Annotated in this window: 20 protein-coding genes; 14 read left to right on the forward strand and 6 right to left on the reverse strand. The window is 43.7% G+C overall.

Going from position 1 to position 22,643, the window contains the following annotated elements; translation table 11 throughout:
* The first annotated feature begins 11 nt into the window (after positions 1–11).
* From murC to GMA13_RS05815, 4 genes are all read left to right on the forward strand, one after another.
* Positions 12–1,409: a UDP-N-acetylmuramate--L-alanine ligase gene (murC, locus tag GMA13_RS05800; protein WP_255883558.1), complete on the forward strand. Its 1,398-nt coding sequence runs from the start codon at positions 12–14 to the stop codon at positions 1,407–1,409.
* An 87-nt stretch (positions 1,410–1,496) separates the two neighbouring features.
* The gene (locus GMA13_RS05805) at positions 1,497–2,786 is read left to right on the forward strand and encodes a DUF1015 domain-containing protein (protein WP_255883557.1); all 1,290 of its coding nucleotides are present in this window, start codon (positions 1,497–1,499) and stop codon (positions 2,784–2,786) included.
* A 75-nt stretch (positions 2,787–2,861) separates the two neighbouring features.
* Positions 2,862–3,707, forward strand: coding sequence for a hypothetical protein (locus GMA13_RS05810; protein ID WP_255883555.1), 846 nt, complete (start codon positions 2,862–2,864; stop codon positions 3,705–3,707).
* A 20-nt stretch (positions 3,708–3,727) separates the two neighbouring features.
* Positions 3,728–4,597, forward strand: coding sequence for a stage 0 sporulation family protein (locus GMA13_RS05815; RefSeq protein ID WP_255883553.1), 870 nt, complete (start codon positions 3,728–3,730; stop codon positions 4,595–4,597).
* Positions 4,598–4,852: 255 nt separating this feature from the next.
* Here GMA13_RS05815 and GMA13_RS05820 read toward each other — a convergent pair whose 3' ends face one another.
* The 5 genes from GMA13_RS05820 to GMA13_RS05835 form a co-directional block, all read right to left on the reverse strand.
* Complete coding sequence (locus tag GMA13_RS05820; RefSeq protein ID WP_370687057.1) at positions 4,853–5,803, reverse strand: DNA polymerase IV; 951 nt, start codon at positions 5,801–5,803, stop codon at positions 4,853–4,855.
* Positions 5,713–6,096 (reverse strand): hypothetical protein, encoded by a 384-nt coding sequence (locus GMA13_RS10620; RefSeq protein WP_370687058.1) that lies wholly within the window; start codon positions 6,094–6,096, stop codon positions 5,713–5,715. The genes GMA13_RS05820 and GMA13_RS10620 overlap by 91 nt, the downstream gene beginning before the upstream one ends.
* A 93-nt stretch (positions 6,097–6,189) precedes the next feature.
* A complete protein-coding gene (locus tag GMA13_RS05825) occupies positions 6,190–7,233 on the reverse strand; it encodes a Ger(x)C family spore germination C-terminal domain-containing protein (protein WP_255883549.1) in 1,044 nt (347 codons plus the stop codon).
* On the reverse strand, positions 7,230–8,270 hold the full coding sequence (locus GMA13_RS05830) for a GerAB/ArcD/ProY family transporter (RefSeq protein WP_255883547.1): 1,041 nt from the start codon (positions 8,268–8,270) through the stop codon (positions 7,230–7,232). Before GMA13_RS05830 ends, GMA13_RS05825 begins: the two co-directional genes overlap by 4 nt.
* Before the next feature lies 1 nt (position 8,271).
* Positions 8,272–9,801 carry a spore germination protein gene (locus GMA13_RS05835; protein ID WP_255883546.1) on the reverse strand — a complete coding sequence of 510 codons (1,530 nt, stop codon included), beginning with the start codon at positions 9,799–9,801 and terminating at the stop codon, positions 8,272–8,274.
* Between the two features lie 203 nt (positions 9,802–10,004).
* Between GMA13_RS05835 and GMA13_RS05840 the strand changes: the two genes are divergently transcribed.
* The 5 genes from GMA13_RS05840 (at position 10,005) to GMA13_RS05860 (ending at position 17,880) form a co-directional block, all read left to right on the forward strand.
* Entirely contained in the window at positions 10,005–10,682 is a 678-nt protein-coding gene (locus GMA13_RS05840) for a DUF421 domain-containing protein (RefSeq protein WP_255883545.1), read from the forward strand.
* Positions 10,679–11,062 carry a DUF4363 family protein gene (locus tag GMA13_RS05845; RefSeq protein ID WP_255883544.1) on the forward strand — a complete coding sequence of 128 codons (384 nt, stop codon included), beginning with the start codon at positions 10,679–10,681 and terminating at the stop codon, positions 11,060–11,062. Before GMA13_RS05840 ends, GMA13_RS05845 begins: the two co-directional genes overlap by 4 nt.
* Positions 11,063–11,293: 231 nt before the next feature.
* Positions 11,294–13,096 carry a starch-binding protein gene (locus GMA13_RS05850; RefSeq protein ID WP_255910590.1) on the forward strand — a complete coding sequence of 601 codons (1,803 nt, stop codon included), beginning with the start codon at positions 11,294–11,296 and terminating at the stop codon, positions 13,094–13,096.
* 16 nt (positions 13,097–13,112) lie between these two features.
* Complete coding sequence (locus GMA13_RS05855) at positions 13,113–15,494, forward strand: alpha-amylase family glycosyl hydrolase (protein WP_255883542.1); 2,382 nt, start codon at positions 13,113–13,115, stop codon at positions 15,492–15,494.
* A gap of 136 nt (positions 15,495–15,630) precedes the next feature.
* Positions 15,631–17,880 (forward strand): alpha-amylase family glycosyl hydrolase, encoded by a 2,250-nt coding sequence (locus GMA13_RS05860; RefSeq protein WP_255883541.1) that lies wholly within the window; start codon positions 15,631–15,633, stop codon positions 17,878–17,880.
* A gap of 240 nt (positions 17,881–18,120) precedes the next feature.
* Here the strand turns inward: GMA13_RS05860 and GMA13_RS05865 are convergent, their stop codons facing one another.
* On the reverse strand, positions 18,121–18,678 hold the full coding sequence (locus GMA13_RS05865; protein ID WP_255883540.1) for an HAD-IB family phosphatase: 558 nt from the start codon (positions 18,676–18,678) through the stop codon (positions 18,121–18,123).
* Between the two features lie 170 nt (positions 18,679–18,848).
* On the opposite strand from GMA13_RS05865, the gene GMA13_RS05870 reads away from it, so the two are divergent.
* From GMA13_RS05870 to GMA13_RS05890, 5 genes are all read left to right on the forward strand, one after another.
* Complete coding sequence (locus GMA13_RS05870) at positions 18,849–19,730, forward strand: DUF5685 family protein (RefSeq protein WP_255883539.1); 882 nt, start codon at positions 18,849–18,851, stop codon at positions 19,728–19,730.
* Positions 19,731–19,768: 38 nt separating this feature from the next.
* A complete protein-coding gene (locus GMA13_RS05875; protein WP_255883538.1) occupies positions 19,769–20,395 on the forward strand; it encodes a J domain-containing protein in 627 nt (208 codons plus the stop codon).
* A gap of 58 nt (positions 20,396–20,453) precedes the next feature.
* Complete coding sequence (locus tag GMA13_RS05880) at positions 20,454–21,002, forward strand: hypothetical protein (protein ID WP_255883537.1); 549 nt, start codon at positions 20,454–20,456, stop codon at positions 21,000–21,002.
* 117 nt (positions 21,003–21,119) lie between these two features.
* Positions 21,120–21,923: a pyrroline-5-carboxylate reductase gene (gene proC, locus GMA13_RS05885; protein ID WP_255883536.1), complete on the forward strand. Its 804-nt coding sequence runs from the start codon at positions 21,120–21,122 to the stop codon at positions 21,921–21,923.
* 59 nt (positions 21,924–21,982) lie between these two features.
* Positions 21,983–22,636 (forward strand): hypothetical protein, encoded by a 654-nt coding sequence (locus GMA13_RS05890; protein ID WP_255883535.1) that lies wholly within the window; start codon positions 21,983–21,985, stop codon positions 22,634–22,636.
* The last annotated feature ends 7 nt before the right edge of the window (positions 22,637–22,643 follow it).

Below are 22,643 nucleotides of genomic sequence, written 5' to 3' on the forward strand. Positions count from 1 at the left end.
AAGTGTATTTCTTGAGAATAGAGAATAACAACTTAGACAGAGATATTTTAGATAAAATTAATAATGTTCATTTCATCGGTATCGGTGGATCGGGTATGTGTCCGCTTGCCGAAATTTTGTACGCTGAAGGCTATAACATAACAGGCTCAGATATAAGCGAGGGCGATACCTTAGACCGCATTAAGGGCTACGGTATAAAGGTGTTTATGGGCCATAAGGCGGAAAATATTGATGGCGCACAGCTTGTTGTTTATACCTCGGCTGTTAAGGCTGATAATCCGGAGCTTGTTGCCGCAAGGGAAAAGAAAATACCTGTTGCCGAGAGATGTGAGATGCTCGGACTTATCGCTGACCGCTACAAAAAATCCGTTGCGGTTGCAGGCACTCACGGCAAAACTACAACAACGGGTATGCTAACTCAGGTGCTTGTGGGCAGCGGCTATGAACCGACCGCAGTTATCGGCGGTAAGCTGCCATATATAGGAGGCAACGGCAGAGTTGGAAAATCAGATGTAATGGTGTGTGAGGCTTGCGAGTATGTCGATTCATTTTTGGAGCTTCATCCGGCTATTTCCGTTATATTGAATGTTGACGCAGACCACCTTGATTACTTTAAAAATCTTGACGGTATAAAGAGCTCATTTACAAAGTTTGCTTCTCAGACCTCACAGCTTCTTGTTGTCAACGGCGACGATAAGAACAGCCGTGATGTTGTAGAGAGCCTTGATACACCTAAGCTTTTCTTTGGCTTTGACAGCAGAAATGATTATTATGCGGAAAATATTGTAACCCTGCCGGGGGCAAGACAGAGCTTTGACCTTATGCATAAGGACGAAAAACTTGCTTCAGTCAAGCTGAGCGTTCCGGGTAGGCATAATGTTCTTAATGCGCTCGCCTGTGCCGCTGTTGCTCATTATCTGGGCGATGACGCAGAGAAGATAGCACATAACCTTGAACAGTTCAAGGGCGTTCACCGCCGTTTTGAGGTGCTTGGCAAGAAATGCGGAATAACTGTTGCCGATGATTTTGCACATCATCCAACCGAGCTTACAGCAACCTTAAACGCCGCTATGAGTATAGGCTTTAATACGGTGTGGGCTGTGTTCCAGCCTCACACATTCTCAAGAACGGCAATGCTTCTTGACGATTTTGCAAAGGCACTGTCAATACCGGACAAAGCGGTTTTGTCCGAAATTCTGCCTGTGCGTGAGGTAAACACCTACAATATCTACTCAAAGGATCTTGCAGACAAGATTGACGGCTGTGTCTGGTTTAAGACGTTTGAGGAAATTACAGACTATGTTTGTGAAAACGCAAAGGAAGGCGACCTTATTATTACACTTGGCGGAGGTAATGTATATATGTGTGCTAATATGATATACAAAAAGCTTTCCGAGCAGGAAATCTAAGCGTAAATTTTTACAGCGACGGGGCTGGTGTAAATACGGCTTTGCCGCTGTTTCTTTTAATTATATTAAGTTAAAGGAGTTGTTTTTATGGCAAAGGTAAAAGGGTTCAGAGGTATACGATTTAATACTGCAAAAGCAGGGAAAATAGAACAGCTTGTTTGCCCGCCTTATGATATTGTAAGCGACGAACAAAGACAATCATATATTGACAGAAACGAGAATAACATTATCAGGCTTGAACTTCCTGTTGGCGGGAATATGTATGAAAACGCCGCAAAGCTCTATGAAAAGATGAGAGAGGACGGAGTGTTAATTAGAGAGGAAGAGCCTGCACTTTATATTTATGAGGAAAGCTTTGAGTGCGGCGGCAAAAATTATTCAATCAAGGGTGTTATTTGCGCTGTTAAGATTGAGGAGTTTGAAAAGGGCGTAATTCTTCCTCACGAGTATACACTCTCAAAGGCGAAGGAGGACAGAATGGAGCTGATGAAGGCGACAAACTGCAACTTCAGTCAGGTTTATTCCCTATATATGGACAGCGAGCATAAGACAACAAAAAAGCTTGACTTTCTCTCAATCAGAGAAGCTGATATTTCCCTTACAGACAGCGAGGGTGTTTCACACAGGCTTTGGATTGTCCGTGACAAATCTCAGATAAATTCAATTTGCGCTGATTTTGATGACAGAAAGCTTTATATTGCAGACGGACACCACCGTTACGAAACAGCGCTTGCATACAGGAACTATTGCCGTGAAAATGGCTTGTCCAAGGAGGGGGATTCCGTTGACTATCAGATGATGATGCTTGTCGATATGGAGCATACCGGCCTTGTGGTTTTGCCGACTCACCGTATTGTCAGAAATCTTTCTGTTTTTAATGAAAGAACAATTGGCAATGTTCTTAAAAAGTGTGAAATATATTTTGATGTTACAAGGCTTGAGAATATAGATGCGGTTGGCGCAACTTTGACCGAGGAGTACAAAAACGGAAACATCTCGTTTGCGTTTTACTGTGGCGGCACTAATTGTTATCTGCTAAGGCTTAAGGACAGGAGCATTATGAAAGACATTTTGCCAAACCTCAGCGAAGCCTCAAGGGAGCTTGACGTAACCGTTTTGCACAGCCTTATTCTTGAAAAGATATTTGGTATAAATAAGAAGAATATGGAAAAACAGCTTAACCTTGTATATACAAAAAAAGCTGAAGAGGCAATTGAAAGCGTCCGGACAGGCAGAAGCCAGTGCGCATTTATAATGAACCCGACAAGGGTAACGCAGATAAGAGATGTGGCGGCGTCAGGAGAGAAAATGCCGCAAAAATCTACATATTTCTTCCCAAAGCTTATTACAGGACTTGTTATGAATGAGCTTAGTTAATGAAAGTGATAAAAATATTTGTAATTTTCCCGATAAAATGTTATGATATATATACAAATGTCGGGAGGTGAAAGCGTGGCAGAAATTAACAGCTTAATTCCAAAGGAATTATCAGCTCTTATGGCGGGAAACAGAATTCCGCACGCTGTTGCGCTTGAGTCATCGGATAAATCCGCATTGAGCGAGTGCGCAAATTATCTTGCAGGGTGGGCGATTTGTAAATCATCAAACAGACCGTGCGGTGAATGTGCGGCGTGCAGAAAGCTTAAAAGCGGCAACCACCCCGATGTGTATACGGCAAAGCCTGAGGGCAAGAAAAACGCCGTTAAAATTTCTGAGATCCGTGCTATATGTGCAGACTCGGTCATAAAGCCTAATGAGAGTGACTGTAAGGTTTATATTATCCCCGAAGCAGACAAAATGGAGGCGGCTCCGCAAAACGCCTTCTTAAAGCTTATGGAGGAGCCGCCCCAGCCGATGCTTTTTATATTGCTTTGTGAAAATACTCTGGGTTTGCTCCGGACAATCCGTTCACGTTGCAGTGTGTTTAAGCTCAACGCAGAAGGCGGCGACGACGAACAGGCTAAAGCTTTAGCTGAGGATATAGCAAAGGCACTTTGCCAAAGCAAGGAGATATCGCTTATCTATGCCTGCTGTGCTCTTGATGACAGGCAGACGGCTCTTAATGCACTCGGCTGTTTAAGCGAGCTTGTCAGGTCTGCAACCGTCTGCGGCATAACAGGAACACTCAGCGGCGATAATCCGCTTGTTAAGGAGCTGTCTATGAGCGTTAAGCGCCGAGGTCTTATAGCTATGCAGGAGAGCATCGCAAAAGCAGCGGATTATTTAAGGAAAAATGTGAATTTATCGCTTGTCAGCTCAACGCTGGCTATTAATTTAAGGTATAACAAGTATTTGTGATACAGGATATGGAGGACAAAATGTCAGAGGTCATTGGCGTAAGATTTAAAGAGGTCGGAAAGATTTATTATTTTAATCCCAACGGGGAAAAGTTTGATGAATATGACAGGGTAATTGTTGAAACTGCAAGGGGAATTGAGTGCGGTTTGGTTGCAATGCCCAACCGTGAAATAGACGATGAAAAAATTGTTCATCCGCTTAAAGTCGTTATCCGCAGGGCAACTCCGGAGGACTTAAAGATTGTTGAACAGAACAAGGAGAAGGAAAAACGAGCCTTTGGTATTTGCGAGGAGAAAATTGCAAAGCACGGGTTGGAAATGAAGCTTGTCGATACGGAATGTACCTTTGATGGAAGTAAGGTTATGTTTTATTTCACAGCTGACGGCAGAGTCGATTTTCGTGCGCTTGTAAAGGATTTGGCGTCGGTTTTCCGCACAAGAATAGAGCTAAGGCAAATCGGAGTGCGTGACGAAGCAAAGATGCTCGGCGGTCTTGGCGTATGCGGCAGACCGTTTTGCTGTTCAAGCTATCTTGGCGAGTTCCAGCCGGTTTCAATCAAAATGGCGAAGGAACAGGGCTTGTCGCTGAGTCCTGTTAAAATCTCAGGCACTTGCGGCAGACTTATGTGTTGCCTTAAATACGAGCAGGAGGCTTACCTCGACTTGCTTAAGAGAACGCCGAAGATAGGAGCTATTGTCAACACGCCGGAGGGCAGAGGAGAGGTTATTGACTCTAACCTTATCACAGGGACACTAAGAGTTAAAATGGATCGTTTCCCCGAAGCTGCGCCTCATACCTTCAAGGTGAAAGAGGTAAAAATAGTTAGGGACGGCTCTATCCGTCTTGACAAAAAGGAGATTCAGGAGCTTAAGAGCCTTGAGGATAAATAATTATCTTCAAGGCTTCCTTACAGCAAGACGGAAGTTTACGTTTTGATACGGCAACCTTAAGTGGCTCCTCCGAAAAGTGAGGTTCTGCTGAGAACCGTCGGGCAAAGCTGATTGTCGGCAATCAACCTCAAGGCTTTACGTTCACTGCCGCTAAAGTCCGGCTTGAAAAAGCCTATGCCATCCGTCATATTTTATGGTATAAAAGAAAAATTTTATTTGCGCCGTATTTTACGGCGCATTTTTTGTTGCGCAAAATTAACTGATAGCAAACCCGACAGGGTGGATAACGTGGTCGGCTATCGGGTCAAAGCTTGACAGACGCTTGTTTTCAAGTGCTATTGCAGGCAAAACGGCAAAGCTGCCATACCTTTGCTTTAGTTTGTCGGTTGCAATGTCAAGCTGTTCAAGCCTACGCTTGTCGCCTTGGTCGAATACATTAAGCTGAACTCCGTCGCACTCCGGTATCAAGCCGTTTACGGAAATGCCAAGGCTTCTTACGGGACGTTCAAGCTTGTACGAGGATTTAAACAGCATAAGCGCTGTTTCAAAAATATCCCTTGTAATGTTGGTCGGGGTCAATAGCTTGTGCTGTACCTCAAAGGACGAAAGCTTGTTGTTACGCACGCTAATGCTAACAACCGAGCAACGCAGGTTTTGTTCCCTCAAACGGCGAGAAACACTATCGCAAAGCGTGCTGAACACAATCTTAATGTCGCTTAGTGTTTTTAAATCACGCACTGCGGTGGTAGAGTTGCCGATTGATTTCACGTTCCTGTTCTCGTAATATTTGCTTACGGGCGATTTATCAAGCCCCAAGGCGTAGCTTTGCAGGCGTTCACCCCAGATTCCAAGCGTCTGAGTGAGTGTTCGCCTGTCGGCAGAGGCAAGCTGTCCTATGGTGTTTATCCCAAGCTGTTTGAGCTTGCGTGTTGTTGCACATCCTACATATAAAAGGTCATTTGCCGGCAAAGGATAGAGAATATCTCTGAAATTTTTGCGGCTTATAACCGTTATTGCGTCCGGCTTTTTGTAGTCACTGCCAAGCTTTGCAAAGATTTTGTTGAAGCTCACGCCTATGCTTACAGTTATGCCAAGCTCCTCACGCACACGCCTGTTTATTTCCCGGGCAATGCATTCGCCGTCGCCAAACAGCATTTGACTGCCCGTAACGTCAAGCCAAGCCTCGTCAATGCCAAACGATTCCACGTTGTCGGTGTAGTCGAGGTATATTTTTTTACACGCCTTGAAAATTCAAGGTAGGTGCTGAAATTTGCCTTTACCAACACAAGTGACGGGCATTTTTGCCTTGCCTGCCATATCGCCTCGCCTGTTTTTATCTTAAATTTTTTAGCAACCTCATTTTTTGTAAGAATTATTCCATGCCGCAAATCTGAATCTCCGCATACGGCAACAGGCTTATCTTTTAGCTCAGGGTGCAGTGCACACTCAACCGAGGCATAAAAGGAATTACAGTCGCTGTGAAGTATAGTACGCTCCATAATAACACTCCGTTACAGAACAAATGTTTGCTATGAGTATATAATAGAACAACTGTTCGGAAATGTCAAGCGTTATTTTTCAGGAAATATCCTCTATCTTTGCAGCTCTATATCAGTAATAACATTCACCCTTGACAGAACAACAGCCTGCTTCGGGTTTTCAAGGGTTTTGTAATAGCCGTAATCCTTGCTGTAAAGTGTGCGTTCAAGGTTGAACACATCAAGCCGCTTTTTCTTTAACAGCTGTTCTATCGTGCTTTCGCACAGCGTTTTTATTCTCGATTTAATTTTTGATTCAAGCCTTGCGCTGCTTTCTGTACCGTATGCGGAGGCATGGGTATTAACGGCTATATCAAATTCAATTCCTCCCGATGTGCTTACATTTATTTTGCTTTTGCAGCCTGATAGCGAATAGTTTATATTGCCGCCCTCGTCAGACTGGAAAATATCCCAAACGCTTTTTGCGTCACCGCATAACAGCAGTGTTGCCATGCATTGCTCACTGCTTAGTATAGCTCCTGCTTTGTCGCCGTCAAATGCGGCGGCTCCGTTTACAAAGATTTTTTTATCTTTTATATCAATAAGCGATGTAACAGCGCTGGTTCTGCCGGAGCTTAAAGCCGCATACACCTCATTTAGCGTTGAAGAAATCGTCTTGCCTGTTGAAGCCTCGGTATCGGCAAAATCCTGCATAAGCCGCACGCTCATATTTTCCGCACGCATAACCTTATCTGCACTGCTTTCAGAGCTGAAGATGTTGATGTTTGGGTGAAATTCGTAGTAATCTGTAAAAAACTCAAGCGGTTCGGATATACCGTTTTTTATCAGACCGCCACCCAATACAATAAAGGCGCACTGGCCGTAAAGAGGCTCACGTCCTGTTTTGTTGGCAGTGTCCGTCAATGCATCAAGCACGCTTAAACCGCTGCCCTCAGCAAAGGATGATTTAACGTCGCCTTCGCCGACAGGGTCAGCCGTATCCATATACATAACCGTAATTTTATATTCGTCTGCTTCAAGGTCAATTCCTATGCCCTGAATTATAAGCCGCTTGTCAAGGTTGTTCTCAATAGGCGAACAGCCGACTGCTGATAACGAGAATATTATGACTAAGCCGACAGCCAGAATACGCTTCATTTACCGAGCCTCCTTTTGATGATAAGCACAGCAGGGAGAATAAGACAGCAAAATGCTGTTGCAAAAAGCAGAACACCTGTGTTTAGCATAGCCTCCCTTATTGCTGAGTTGAACGGAGCAGCAACAGCGATAATCAGGGCAAAAATGCCGAAAACAGGCGGCGCAAGCTTTGACACTGTATTGCTTATAGCGTATCTTACACACACAGAAATTACCCAAAACAACAGAGCAAGCCGCACAAAAACACCTGCCGTCCATACTGCAAGAAAGAGCGAGTCAAGCCGTTGTAATACGCCGAAGGAAGAAAGCCTTGCCCATGAGTAAACGGGGAAGAATTGAGTGAGAGCATAGTCGCCAAGAACTGACGAGATAAAAAGCGACAGAGCGAATATGCAGACAAACAGAACAATCAGCCACAGTACAACTGATTTTTTAACATTGCCCTTGACGTGCGTATATATAAAGATAATTGCAGGAATACAGCTCTGCTCGCCTACCATTATAACTGTGTTGGTTATTATATCTGAAAGCTTATAAGAGCCGACAGGCGGCAGGTTGAGTATATCGCTCTTTGAAAGAAGTGACAGGCACAAAAGCACAAACGCCGCCACAACGGCAAACAGTATGAGTGCGCCGCATCTTGCGATAGCTTCAATGCCCTTATATGAGCCGTAAAGCGCCGCCGCTGTCATAATCAGAGGAACTGCTATAATTGAAATTCTAAGTCCTGTGGTTTCAGCACGCAAAACGGTGAACATTGTCATAGTTATGCAGACGGAGTAAAAAAAGTAAAGCGCATATATGCCTGATATAACCCTGCCTGCACCGTTTTGGAGTGGTTCGGTTCCGCTTTTGCTGAGATACAAAACAGGTATAGACAGCAGAATTGATATAATAAGCGCAATCACTGCCGACAAAGCCGCACTGCCAATATCGCCCGAGCCGCTGAAAGCTCCGCAGGCGACACTCAGCACACCTCGGCTTAAAAGCAGAAGACAAAAAAGCTGTGATGCTGATATTTTATTCCTTATGCCCACATTATTCCTCCTCGCTTTCGGCTTCACTGCCCTTTTGATTTTGTATAAGGCTCTGCCTTTTTGCAAGCACACGCCAACCGGCTCTGATTATTGTGTCACGCATACCGAAAAACGAAAATGGTGACAGAGGCGACATATACGGAACACCAAAGCTTTTTTTAGCACACATATTGATAAGCACAGCGCAGAACAGCAGAGTGATTCCGAACAGTCCCGCAACTCCTCCGGCTACGATAAAACTTATTCGCAAAACGGCAACGGCAGGGTAGAGGTCGGGTATAACATATGACGAAATTGCAGTTATAGCAACAACCATCAGCGTCGGTGCACCGATAAGCCCTGAGCTTACAGCCGTTTCTCCCAACACAAGCGCACCTACAATGCTGACAGCGTGACCAAGAGGTCTTGGCAGGCGAAGCCCTGCTTCTCGCATAATTTCATATATAAAATGTATCAGCAAAATCTCAGTGAACACTGAAAACGGAGTCTGAGCAACAGACGAAGCGACCTTGTTGAGTATTCCCTGAGGAAAAAGCTCAGGATTGTAGCATGCAACGGCAACATACATTCCCGGAGTGAAAACAGCAACAAAAAATGCGATGTACTTTAAAATTCTCGTTAGTGAGGCAAAGTAGGCACGGTTTGAGTAATCGTCGATCGTTTGAAAATTCTCTACAAAAAGATAAGGCACAATAAGCACGCTCGGCGTTCCGTCGATTAAAACGGCTATTCTGCCTTCGCTTATCTTGCCGCATACGGTGTCGGGGCGTTCTGTTACTCCAACGCCGGAAAACAGCGACAAATCACCCTTTCTATCCAAAAACGGAACAAGATAACCGGCAGCAAGTATATTCTTAAGCGGCACAGCCTTAAGCCTGCGCTTAAGCTCATCTAAGATATCCTTAGAAACTGCGGAGTCCAAATAGCACAGAGCAATATCTGTTTTTGTGTCGGTGCCTATCTGCATTGACTCAAAGCGCAAATCAGGCGTTTTTAATCTGCGGCGAACAAGTGTCATATTGATTCTCAGAGGCTCTGAGAATCCCTCACGTGAGCCTCTTTGCACAACATCGGTTTCACTTTCGCTAATTCCTCTGAAGCTGAAACCCTGCACGCCGATTGCAAGAGCTATATCACAGCCATCAACAAGAAATAACGTAAAGCCTGACATAACAAGAGTAAAAGCCTGTGAAAAGTCAATTACCCTTACTATTTCAGAAGCAGACAGAACTCGGCTTTCGATGAGGTCAATTTTATTTTCACTGTGCTTTTTAAAGTTGAATTCCATAATCGGGTTAGTTATTGACAACGCAATGCTTTCCTTGTTCGACATACCCTCCATTGTAATAATCGCCGCATCAGTGCTGTCACTTAGCAGAAGCCGTCTTACCGTAAAATCCGCACTGCCGCCGAAACGGCTTTTCATATATGAAATGTTCTTTTCAAGCTCACAATAAAGCAGTGGCTCACAATGCTGCTCGTCGGATTGCTTTTTCTGTTTTTTATTAAAGCTGAAATCTAAAATTCCCATACTGCACCTCACTTATCCTTAACATTCTCCGAAAAGCTCTTTATATGTATAAAGAACAGGAAAAAAGTGCAAAATATTTGCGTAAATTATGGTTGTAAGCTAAGGAAATATGATTAAACGGGATTGTAGGGAACGACCTTGACCGTTGTGGCTTTAAACAATGAATCTGTGACAGAATCAAACGGTGGAAGGATGTTGACATTTTGGCAATTTCAATTATTAGAACCGTAATTCTATACGCTGTTATAATAATTGCCGTAAGGCTTATGGGTAAGCGGCAGATAGGCGAGATGCAAACCTCTGAGCTTGTTGTAACTCTGCTTATATCCGACATAGCTTCACTACCTATGCAGAATACCGACCAATCTCTGCTCAGCGGTTTTGTACCTATACTTATACTTATAATCTGCGAGATAGTGTTGTCTGTGCTTATGATGAAAAGAGCAAAGTTCAGACGAATTGTTTGCGGTATGCCGCAGATTATTATAAGAAAAGGTAAAATTGATCAGGCGCAGATGAAAAAGCTCAGAATGAGTACAGAGGATTTGTGCGAACAGCTCAGACAAGCAGGATGCTTTAAGCTTTCGCAGGTTGAATATGCAATAATTGAAACAAACGGCAAATTAAGCATACTCAAAAAGCCGGAGGATGAGCCGCCGTCCTGCTCGCAGCTTAATATACAGCCGGAGAAGTCAAGTGTTGAAACGGTTGTAATAAGCGACGGCGAGCTGTCAAAAAGTTCTGCTAAGATATGCGGCGTAAGCGAGCAGAAAATAAACGATATTTTAAGGTCGGAAAACACAAGGCTTGAGGATGTATTTATTATGACAGCAAATTCCTGCGGTGAATTCAAAATTATAAAAAGGGAGTGCAAAAATTGAAAAGGCTGTGGTCGGCGTTTGCCTGTCTTGTAATAGCTTTGTCGCTTTGTGCGTTTGAAATGATATACACTACAAGCGCCGCAGACGGACTTGAAAAAATTGTATTGCAGGCAAGGCGTGAGTTTAAAAGCGGCAGCGGAGGTTCAGACAAAGCCGTAAAAACACTTGAGAGGGCAGAGAAATTTTGGGACGAGCGTGAAAGTGTGATGAATATGTTTTTATACCATGACAGTATAGAGATGGTAGGGGTTGAGCTTGAATGTGCAAAAAGCCTTGCAATGTCTGATAATTATGAGGCAGACGTGAGTATGCTTGAGGTACTTGGTTTGATTAAATCAATCAGAGAAGACGAGCAGCCTGCGGTGGATAATATATTGTGATATAAGCTTAATAAAACATTATGCAAATTATAATAGTAAATAAAATTAGATAAACATTATAAAAGGTGCTGTTATAATGCACAAAAAGGAATAGTAAAATTTGGCAGTGTGCAAAGTGTTATTATGGTTTAATTTCTAAATTGGAAAATTAAAAAAAAGATTCTAATTTATACTATAAGTGTGTATATATACCCTTGAGTACACAAAAACAAATATACAGGAGGACAAAAAATGGTAAATGCAAAAAAACCACTCGCAGTTGTTTTGGCACTGTTGATGGCTTTGTCCGCACTTTTCGCAGTTGGCACTATTGGTGCTTCTGCAGCAAGCGGAGACGTTATCTACTTTGAAAAACCGGACAGCTGGAACACCGTTAATTGTTACGTTTGGGGTGGCAACAGCGGTGAAGCAAAAGGATGGCCGGGTACGGCTATGACGCTGGTAAGCGGAAATGTTTACAGTTTCACAATGCCCGGAGATCAGAACAATGTTATTTTTAATAACGGAAATGATCAGACAGGCGATTCAGTAGCAGGCTATGACGGAACAAAGAACTACTTTACACCGTCAAGCAGCAGCGGTAAGAGCATTGGCGGCACATGGAGCGTATATGAGGGACCAACAAACCCGACAAGCGCAACAGATCCGACAAGCGCAACAGATCCAACAACACCTGTTGGCGATGTAGCTTATGCTTATCTCGACAATGAGGCAGGCTGGACAACAGTAAATGTTCATTATTGGAAAGACAGCAGCAAGAGTACTTCTTGGCCGGGAATAAAATTGTCCGACGCCAACAAGACAGCAGATGGTTATTACGAGGTTATAATTCCTGCTGATTATCTTGACAGTACAAAAACAAAAGGCGGCGTTATCTTCAATAACGGTTCCGGAGATCAGAGTGCTGACCTCAGAATTGCCCCTGGCGAAAGTATGATTTACAACAATAAAACAAAAACATGGAAAATCCACGACACAAGCCCGCTTAAGGTTACATCCTTCGGTACAAGCGAGAAATCTCCTCAGTACAAGGAAACTGATATTACTGTATTTGCAAGCGGAACAAGCGAAACAGGTTCAGCAATTCAGTATCAGTTCAGTATTTCAGGCGCAGAGAATAAGGTTCTTCAGGCTTATTCTGCAAAGACAAGCGTTGTTTGGAATCCGAAAAAAGCAGGTACATACAAAATCACTGTTGAGTTGAAGGATTCAGATGGTAACACAAATTCAAGAAGTATTGATTACGTAATCAAGGATGACGCAACAGAGGCAAACGCAATTCTCAAGGGCATTACACCGGCAGCTAATTCTGTTATCAAAACAAGTCAGAAGGCTGACGTGGTTGTAAATGCATCGGGCGGATGCGTTGGCACAAACCTTCTCTTCTACAAGGTTGCTATTACTCAGCAGTCAACGCAGAAGGTTGTAAACGGTGACGTTTACTATTCTCTCAACAATCACTACTCATTCACACCTGCTCAGGACGGCACATACACAGTTACCGTTTCTGTTCAGAACAGTAAGAACCACACTGTTACAAAGAGCTATGAGTTGTTTGCATCAAGCAGCGAGGCAGACCTTGTAATCCAGAGCTTCCAGTCTTCTACTCCTTCAACAGTTAACATTGGCACAGAGGTTACTTTCACAGCTCTTGCAAGCGGCGGTTCACAGCCTTATCAGTATCAGTTTGCTGTAAACGGTACTGTTGTTCAGGCTTACTCAGCTTCTCAGACATACACAATGGTTGCAGACAAGGCAGGCGTTCAGAAAGTTGAAGTAACTGTTAAGGACGCAAGCGGTAAGACAGCTGTTTCTGAGATGGATATTGATGTATTAGACCAGTCTGTAACTCCCGGCGATGTTGATAAGGACAAAAAAGTAACATTAAAGGATGCAATCGTAGTTCAGAAGGCTGCACTTCAGGCACTTCAGTTGACAGACGAACAGGCAACGATTGCTGATGTTGACGGCGACGGAAGAGTTTCACTTAAGGACGCCGTATTGATTCAGAAGATTTCGCTTCAGATAATTTAACAAGCGGAGGTAAATTATGAACAGAACTAAAAAAATAATTGCCCTGCTTCTTTCATTGGTATTAATCGCAGGTCTTGCGGTTATTGGTACTTCAGCTGTTACAACAGATGACGCTGAAAGCGCAGCAGCAGATAATCAAATCATCGTTCACTATTATCAACCCTCCGGTACACCGACAATTTATTATTGGAACAGTCTTCCTGAGAATATTGAAACAACATACCCCGGCAAGGCAATGACCAACGATGGCAACGGTTGGTACTCATACACATTTGACAATGTTACAAAAATTAATATGTTGTTTGTAACAAACGGTGAGCAGAGCAAAGAGCTTACTCGTTCAAAGCCGGGCGAGTTTTGGTACAAGAACGAAAAGTGGACAACCTATGACCCGGAAAAGCCAATTCCTGCAAGAGATGTTGATATGCGTGAGGAAACAATTTACTTTGTTATGACAACCCGTTTCTATGACGGTGACTCAGGCAACAACGTACACTGCTGGGAAGACGCCAAGGCAGGTAACCCGGACTCCGATACACCTTGGAGAGGCGACTTCCAGGGTCTTATCGACAAGCTCGACTACATCAAGGCTCTCGGCTTCAGCGCAATTTGGATTACTCCGGTTGTAACAAACGGCAGTGGCTATGACTACCACGGCTACCACGCTTTTGACTTCTCAACAGTAGATGTCAGATATGAAAGTGCCGGTGCAACATTTGATGACCTTATTGATGCAGTTCATTCAAAAGGAATGAAGCTTATTCAGGACGTTGTATGGCAGCACACAGGTAACTTCGGCGAAGCTAACTTTGAGCCTCTCTTTGACAAGGTTTATAACTCGGTTCAGGATTTGGCAAACATAGAAACATCTATGATTCCTAATGAAAGACTTTTGAGCGAATACGGCCTTTCAAGTGCAGAGGAATATTATGCACAGCCGGGCGGCACACAGCACGCTCAGAGATTGAAGATTATGAAGGATAAAATTGAAGCGTCCAACTTCTCACAATTCCCTGACGGTTCTGATTATGAAAGATTCAAGGCAGGCATCGACTACGATAAGCAGCAGTATGACAGAGTTTCTCACTCTGATAAGTACAACACCAATAACTATTATCATAATGACTACTGGAGAAACTACAACTGGGATGACTATGCAACTCAGTACTCTCAGATTGCAGGCGACTGCGTTGACCTCAACACAGAAAATCCGGAAGTACTTAATAAGATAGTTGAAATATACAGTGATTATATCAACAGAGGTGTTGACGCTTTCCGTGTTGATACATTAAGACATATGTCACGTTTGTCACTGAACGCTCAGGTTCTTGACCAACTCAACACTGTTGGCGGCAAAGGCTTCTATATGTTCGGTGAGGCTTGCACAAGATACACAGACGTATGGTACAGAGGCTTGGTAAGTGAGTCTGCTCCGTTCTATACATGGGATGAGCAGGACGATACATATTTAAGCAAGTGGAATTATACCGGAACCGATCCGGATACTGTCGGCGCAAATATGAACCTCACTCTTGATCACTGGATTGATAACTTTGAGCCTTCAGAACAGCCGACATCTAAGAATGCGTTCCTCAACGGTAACGATTATCACGAGCCGGATTACAGCCAGGCTTCGGGAATGAGCGTAATCGACTTCCCAATGCACTGGAACTTCGGCAACGTTGGCAGTGCTTTCAAAGTTGCAAAGGAAGGCGATAAGTATTACAACGACGCAACATGGAATGTTGTATACGTTGATTCTCACGACTACGGTCCGGGCACAGACAAGAGATATAACGGCGGTACAGATGCATGGGCGGAGAACCTCTCGTTTATGTTCACATTCCGTGGAATTCCTTGCCTCTACTACGGCAGTGAGGTTGAGTTCCAGAAGGGCGTAATTATGGACGTTGGTCCGAATGCTGCACTTTCAGAAACAGGTCGTGCATACTTTGGTGACTACCTTGAGGGCGACGTTACAGCAACTGATTTCAGTCAGTATTCTGCTACAGGTACTGTTGCAGACACACTCAGCTCACCTCTTTCTAAGCACCTTTCGCGTCTTAACCAAATCAGACGTGCTATTCCGGCTCTCCAGAAGGGTCAGTATTCAGTTGGGGGTGTTTCAGGTAACCTGGCTTACAAGCGTGGCTACACAGATTCTGAAACAGGTGAGAAGAGCTTTGTATGCGTAACTGTTACAAGCGCTGCAACCTTCACAGGTATTCCTAATGGAACATATATTGACGCTGTAACAGGTAAAACAACTACTGTTACAAACGGTACACTTAAGATTGACGCTCCGGGTAAGGGCAATATGAGAGCTTACGTTCTTTGCGACAACGGCTACACAGGCATTGACGGCAAGATTGGCGAGGACGGAGTATACCTTAAGTAATTCTTTAATTAAAATTAACATCAATTGTATAATTTTTTGCAGAGGCTGAGCCGGAGTGTTTCAGTCGAATATCACCGATAAAGCCTCTGCAAGCATTAATTTAATTTCATTTTAAACTAAGAAGCAGGAGGTAAAAATGAAACGAATTAAAACAATAGTTGCCATGCTTCTTGCGTTAGTGCTGGTGGCAGGAATAGCTGTAATCGGCACTTCTGCCGCTACAACAACAGATGTAGACAGTACGGCGACAGAATCGATAGTTGTGCATTATTATCAGCCCTCAGGCACACCTACAATTTATTATTGGAACAGTCTTCCTGAGAATATTGAAACAACATACCCCGGCAAGGCAATGACCAATGACGGCAACGGTTGGTATTCATACACATTTAACAATGTTACAAAAATCAATATGGTATTTGTAACAAACGGCGAGCAGAGCAAAGAGCTTACTCGTTCAAAGCCGGGCGAATATTGGTACAAGAACGATAAGTGGACAACCTACGACCCGGAAAAGCCAATTCCTGCAAGCGATGTTGATATGCGTGAGGAAACAATTTACTTTGTAATTACAACCCGTTTCTATGACGGTGACTCAGGCAACAACGTACATTGCTGGGATGACGGCACGGCGGGTAACCCGGATTCTGATACAGCTTGGAGAGGCGACTTCCAGGGACTTATTGACAAACTCGACTACATCAAGGCTCTCGGCTTCAGCGCAGTTTGGATTACTCCGGTTGTAACAAACGGAAGTGGCTATGACTACCACGGCTATCACGCTTTTGATTTTTCAACAGTAGATGTAAGATATGAAAGCAACGGTGCGACATATCAGGATCTAATTGACGCAGTTCACGCAAAAGGTATGAAGCTTATTCAGGACGTTGTTTGGAACCATACAGGTAACTTCGGTGAAGCTTTCTTAGGACCTATGTTTGATAAGGTTTATGATTCGGTTCAGGATCTTGCAAATATAGAAACATCTATGATTCCAAACGAAAGACTTATGGAGCATTGTGGTATTTCAAGCGCGGCTGAGTATTATGCTCTTGCTCCGGGCGTTCAGCACGATAAGCGCCTTGAGCTTATCAAAGAGGACGCTTATGATCTTGACAACTACTATCATCATGAAAAGAGCATGGGCTACGGTTCATATCTTGAGCAGGTAGGTCAGATGGCAGGCGACTGTGTTGATATTAACACAGAAAATCAGGTTGTTGCAGATTATATCACATCAACATACCTTGACTATGTTAATATGGGTGTTGATAGCTTCCGTCTTGACACAGAGAAGCACATCAACCGCTGGACACTTAACAGCGCATATTTCCCGGCATTTACAGCTAATGAGAACTTCTACATTTTTGGTGAGGTTTGCGCAAGATGGCACGGTGCCTTTAATGAAAGCGGTTGCTCTGACTCACCGTTCTTCTACACCTGGAATGAAACAGAAAGCGATTGGCAGAACAATTGGAGCACAACTGATTGGAAAGCAAACTACAATAACGCTATGAATCACTTCAATGCTCACACCGACAAATCCACAAACATTACAAGCACCAACGCATTCCTTAAGGGTAATGAGTATCATACACCGGATTACAGCAAGGCTAACGGCACAGGTGTAATCGACTTTGGTATGCACTGGGCATTCACAACCGCTGAGCAGGCTTACAATTGCGGCTTACAAGAGGATAAGTACTTCAACGACTCAACATGGAACGTAGTTTATGTTGACTCTCACGACTATTCTCCGGATACAAGCCAGACTGTTCGTTACAACGGCGGTACAGACGCTTGGGCAGAGAATTTGTCGCTTATGTTTACCTTCCGTGGAATTCCTTGCCTTTACTACGGCAGTGAGGTTGAATTCCAGGCAGGTCAGGTAATAGATCCGGGCACAAAGGCTCCACTTTCAACAACAGGTCGTGCTTACTTCGGCGACCATATCGAAGGTGACGTTACAGCTACTGACTTCAGCGAGTACACAGCTTCCGGCACTGTTGCTCAGACTCTAAATAATCCGCTTTCAAAGCATATTCAGCGCCTCAACCAAATCAGACGTGCTATCCCTGCTCTTCAGAAGGGTCAGTACTCAACTGAGGGTGTTTCCGGTCAGATGGCTTACAAACGTGGCTATACAGATGCTGAAACAGGCGAAAAGAGCTTTGTGTGCGTTACCGTAACAGGAAATGCAACCTTCTCAGGTATTCCGAACGGTACATACATTGACGCAGTAACAGGCACAAAGAAGACTGTTTCTAACGGCACACTTTCAATTAACGCTCCCGGTAAGGGCAACCTGAGAGCTTATGTTCTTTGTGACAACGGCTACACAGGCATTGACGGCAAGATTGGTACAGACGGAACATATCTTAAGTAATTAATATAATTTCTGTATTTAATTTGCTTAGGTTTTTCCGCTAATACTAACCAAATAATTAACCCCTGCAAGCTTTCAAACGATTGCTTGCAGGGGTTTCTTCATTTATAAAGATTGTTGCCAAAATTAGGAAAGAGCGTATAGGGAATATCTTGACTTTTGCGGTTTGCTCTGATAAATACTAAATTGACTTATGCTGTTGGCGGAAGTAGTTGTTAATAGAAAGCTAATTGGCGTCATTTAACGCCACGGTAATATTTTATCGCCTTTAACCAAATAGCTTTCTTCGGATATTTCAGCCAAAGGGTCGTCGCTGTAAGAATCTGAATAAAATCGCTCAATCTTTCCGTTAGGAAAGCTCTCGTAAAACCGACGTACTTTCTCTTTTCCGTGGCAGTTTTCGCCGCTGTACAATCCGCTTTTCGGGTCAACTCTTGATGCTATCAGATTCTTTATTCCAAGCTTATCACAAGCGGGTTTTAAAATAAACTGCGGTGAAGCCGAAATAATAACATCATCCTCCTTTTGCTGAGAGAGGTAAAAGGCTTTTATTCCCGATATATGCTTTTCCCAAAAGTCCTCTACAAGAGCTTCGGCGTCAATCTTCGTTAAAAAATGATACATTCTCTGCTTGAATTCTGTTTTAGTGCCCAGCTTGAAAACATAATACCTTACAGCCGAGAATGCTGTTGTGAAAAGCGTAAAAGCAAGCGACGGCTTCTTTTTTATGCAAAAAATATAGAAGTCGGCTGTGCTGTCATTTTTGTATATTGTCTTGTCAAAATCATATGCGTTCATCTTATTCTCCGAAAAATTCTTTGTTTTTATAAATTATATCCTCTGCGCTATGATAATTCAACACATAATGCTTGTTTTACCAGAAAAAGTTTACAATTAGTTAATTCATATTATTACAGGATATTGTAAAATTAAGTGTGATAATTGCAGCAAAAGGGGAGTACTTGCCGTTGTTTGGCTATATAAGACCGTTTAAGCCGGAGATGCTTATAAAGGATTTCGACGCATACAAGGCGGTTTACTGCAGCTTGTGCAAGCAGCTCGGCAAGGATTACGGCGTGTGCGCAAGCTTGATTTTAAGCTATGATGCAACCTTGTACGCAATATTGTCAATGTCTGTTCGTGGCGAGTGCAATAGCTATAAAACCGGCAGATGCAAGGTTAATCCCACAAAAAAGTGCAATTACTGCCAAACCGAGAGTAAGGCGCTTAAGGACGCTGCGGCTGTGTCGATTGCCTCGTTCTATCATAAGCTTGAGGATGACCACGCTGACGGTGGTTTTTTCAAACGTCTTGCAGTTTTTTTTGTAAAGCCGGTTGCAAAGCGTTGGCGCAAAAAGCTGTTTAAATACGGCTTAGGCAAATTCGATGAAATCTTTGCTTCTGTGGTGAGCGAGCAGCTTGCCGCCGAACAAAACCCGGAGTGCGGAATTGATATGGCGGCACACCCAACGGCTAAAGCGCTGTCAATCCTTTGTGCAGATATGAGCGAGGACAAAACTCAGCGCAGGGTGCTTGAAGGCTTCGGTTATCATCTTGGAAGATGGGTTTATCTTATGGACGCCGCAGATGATTTGGCAGACGATATAAAAAAATGCGGCTTTAATCCCTTTGCACGGGCTTTTTCGCTTTCAGGCGAGTATGATAAGGAAGAAATATCACATCAATGCAATAGCGTCATCAATGAATCTGCTGCTATGCTGCTTAGTTCATATAATTTAATTGAGCTTAAGGGTAACCAAAGAATACTTGAAAATGTTGTTACCCTCGGAATAAGTGCAATGCAAAAGAAAGTGATTTTTGATAATAATAAGAAAAAAAGTAATAAGTAACTCATATAAATTTATCGTAATTTAAAAGGAGCTTTAAAATGGCAAACAATCCCTATGAGGTTCTCGGCGTTTCGCCAAGCGCAACTGATGAAGAAATCAAAACAGCGTACAGAAAACTTGCAAAGAAATATCATCCTGATAACTACACAGATTCTCCTCTTGCCGATGTTGCATCGGAAAAGATGAAGGAGGTCAACGAGGCTTACGATACTATTATTAGCTCTCGCCGAGCAAGAAGCGGCGGAGCGAATAACGGTGGCTATTATAACGCAAACCCGTCAGGCTCATCAAAATATTATGACGTTAGGACGATGATAAAAAACGGAAGAATTGCCGATGCCGAGCAGATTCTTGATGGCGTTCCGACGCCGAACAGGGACGCCGAGTGGTACTTCCTCAAGGGAACAATTCTGCTCAAAAAGGGCTGGACTCAGGACGCTTACAACTGTTTCCAGACTGCTTGCAGTATGGACCCGTCAAATATGGAATACCGTCAGGCTCTTAATTACGCGCAGAGTCGCCGAACAGGTGCTTACGGCGGATATAATACCGGTGCTCCGCAGACAAACGCAGGCGGCTGCAGTGGTTGTGACATATGCACTGGATTATGCTGTGCCGATGCCTGTTGTGAGTGTATGGGCGGCGACTTAATCCCCTGCTGTTGATAATGTTATTATTATGCATCCGCTTGTCGGGTGCATATCTTTTGGAAAGGAGTGCGCTATGGAAAATAGAAAGCTGACCTCAAGTTACAAAATGGCTCTCGGCGGTATTTTTTCGGCTCTTGCCGTTGTATCAATGCTTATTTCATACTTAGTTCCTACCGCCACCTATGCCTGCCCTGCGCTTGCAGGAGTTATGCTGATACCGGTTGTCATTGAGGTAGGCAAGGGCTGGGCAACTTGCGCCTATGCCGCAGTTTCAATTCTATCGTTTTTGCTTCTTGCGGATAAGGAAATGGCACTTATGTTTACCGCATTTTTCGGTTTTTACCCCATACTGAAGGCTGTACTCGAAAAGCATTTCTCACCGATACTATACTGGTTTTTAAAAATTGCAGTATTCTCAGTCTGCATGGCGGGCGTATTCTTTATATCAATTTATGTTCTCGGCATACCGAGGGACAGCTTCACAATTTTCGGTGTATATCTTCCATGGGTATTCCTTGTTATCGGTGAAGTTGTTTTTGTGGTTTACGATATTGCTCTTACAAGGGTCATAAGTGCTTACGTCAGAGTATGGCGCAAAAAGCTTTTGAAAAGGTTTTTATAGTCTGCGTCTTTACTGAAGCTTTGCAAAATGGTATAATGATGGCAGATTTTACTTTGCCGCAGACAAAATTTTTTGCAGTGTCCTTAAGTTACGACATTGCTCACAGGGGGATTAATTATGAACAAAAAAACAGGCTTTATCGGTGCAGGAAATATGGCGACTGCGATTATCAACGGTATGCTGAAAGCCGGAACCTCTCCGGACAGCTTGGTTGTATTTGATGTTGACAAGGAAAAATGCGCTGTAATGGCAGACAAGGGAATAAAAATTGCCGACAGCGGCGCTCAGCTTATGCAGGAGTGTTATTACACAGTTCTTGCTGTAAAGCCTCAGCAGTTGCCAACCGTTTTGGATGAGCTGAAAGCTGTTTGCGATGAAAGCAAGGTGGTTGTTTCAATCGCCGCAGGAATAAGCACGGATTATCTTCAGAAAAATCTTGGTGTTACTTGTCCGTGTGTTCGTGTAATGCCGAACACACCGCTGCTTCTTGGCTGCGGTGCAACGGCTCTGAGCAAAACAGACAACGTGTCCGACATAGATTTTGCCGAGGTTAAGTCGATGTTTGACAACAGCGGAATCACCGCCGTTATCTCTGAGGACAAAATGAACGCTATAATATCCGTCAACGGCTCAAGTCCGGCTTACTTCTATCTATTCGCAAAGGCTATGCAGGAGTATGCAGTAGAGCAGGGGATAGACGCCGACACGGCAATGCAGCTTATATGTGCCACAATGAAGGGCAGTGCTGAGATGCTCGTTAAAAGCGGAGATGATGCGCAAACACTGATTAAAAAGGTTTCCTCGCCGGGCGGCACAACTCTTAAAGCACTTGATGTTTTCTATGAAAACAAAACCGAGCAGACAATTAAGGACGCTATGGCGGCTTGCACCAAGCGTGCACTTGAGCTTGCGGGAGAATAATTTTCATATTAAGGCTCTTTATTTCATATCCTTAAACAAAAAGCAAAAGGATTGATGAAATGAAGGGTCTCTTTTTTATTTCAAAGCAGAGCAGACAGAGCCTGCCAAACGATATTTCATATTACATAAAAAGGTACGGGCTTATTATTTTTCTTACCTCTTTTCTCGCCGCAGGTATCGTCTGTGGCTGTGTGCTTGCCCAGTACGGGGACGAGCAGACGATGAAAAGCCTTGATTTCATTTTTATAAGCAACTTCAAGGGCAGAATTACGCAGGGACTTTTTGAAGGTTTCAAGGCGTCAATGAGCGCATATTTTCTATTTTACATGGTGGCTTTGCTGCTTGGACTATCGCTGTGGGGAACAATAGGTTTGCCTGTTGTTATAGCAATTAAGGGAATTGGCGCAGGCTTGTGCGCAGGTTATCTGATTTCAGCGTATTCCTTTCAGGGTGCCGTGTTTTATGTTTTGGTTATGCTGCCGGGGTTGTTTCTTTCGTCACTGTCCCTTCTGCTTCAATGCAAGCATTCGCTTAGACTATCCGTCAAGCTATGGCGCTTCTTTATGCCGCACAGAAAGGGTGATGACGCACAGCGACCCGATATGCTCCTGTTCTTTCAAAAGAGCAGTGCGGTTTTACTGTTGACAGCCGCAGGAGCGATAATTGACGTACTTTTCACAGCATTTTTTTCACATATGTTTACATTTACTTGAGTCTGTG

It is taken from the genome of Ruminococcus sp. zg-924, from assembly GCF_024433635.1.
Lineage (GTDB): Bacteria > Bacillota > Clostridia > Oscillospirales > Acutalibacteraceae > UBA7067.

Bases quoted from the DNA above. Each gene is read 5' to 3' on its own strand.
- GMA13_RS05805 (WP_255883557.1), top strand. From the start codon at position 1,497: ATGGCAAAGGTAAAAGGGTTCAGAGGTATACGATTTAATACTGCAAAA.
- GMA13_RS05815 (WP_255883553.1), top strand. From the start codon at position 3,728: ATGTCAGAGGTCATTGGCGTAAGATTTAAAGAGGTCGGAAAGATTTAT.
- GMA13_RS10620 (WP_370687058.1), bottom strand. From the start codon at position 6,096: ATGGAGCGTACTATACTTCACAGCGACTGTAATTCCTTTTATGCCTCG.
- GMA13_RS05825 (WP_255883549.1), bottom strand. From the start codon at position 7,233: ATGAAGCGTATTCTGGCTGTCGGCTTAGTCATAATATTCTCGTTATCA.
- GMA13_RS05835 (WP_255883546.1), bottom strand. From the start codon at position 9,801: ATGGGAATTTTAGATTTCAGCTTTAATAAAAAACAGAAAAAGCAATCC.
- GMA13_RS05850 (WP_255910590.1), top strand. From the start codon at position 11,294: ATGGTAAATGCAAAAAAACCACTCGCAGTTGTTTTGGCACTGTTGATG.
- GMA13_RS05855 (WP_255883542.1), top strand. From the start codon at position 13,113: ATGAACAGAACTAAAAAAATAATTGCCCTGCTTCTTTCATTGGTATTA.
- GMA13_RS05860 (WP_255883541.1), top strand. From the start codon at position 15,631: ATGAAACGAATTAAAACAATAGTTGCCATGCTTCTTGCGTTAGTGCTG.
- GMA13_RS05865 (WP_255883540.1), bottom strand. From the start codon at position 18,678: ATGAACGCATATGATTTTGACAAGACAATATACAAAAATGACAGCACA.
- GMA13_RS05875 (WP_255883538.1), top strand. From the start codon at position 19,769: ATGGCAAACAATCCCTATGAGGTTCTCGGCGTTTCGCCAAGCGCAACT.
- GMA13_RS05880 (WP_255883537.1), top strand. From the start codon at position 20,454: ATGGAAAATAGAAAGCTGACCTCAAGTTACAAAATGGCTCTCGGCGGT.
- proC (WP_255883536.1), top strand. From the start codon at position 21,120: ATGAACAAAAAAACAGGCTTTATCGGTGCAGGAAATATGGCGACTGCG.
- GMA13_RS05890 (WP_255883535.1), top strand. From the start codon at position 21,983: ATGAAGGGTCTCTTTTTTATTTCAAAGCAGAGCAGACAGAGCCTGCCA.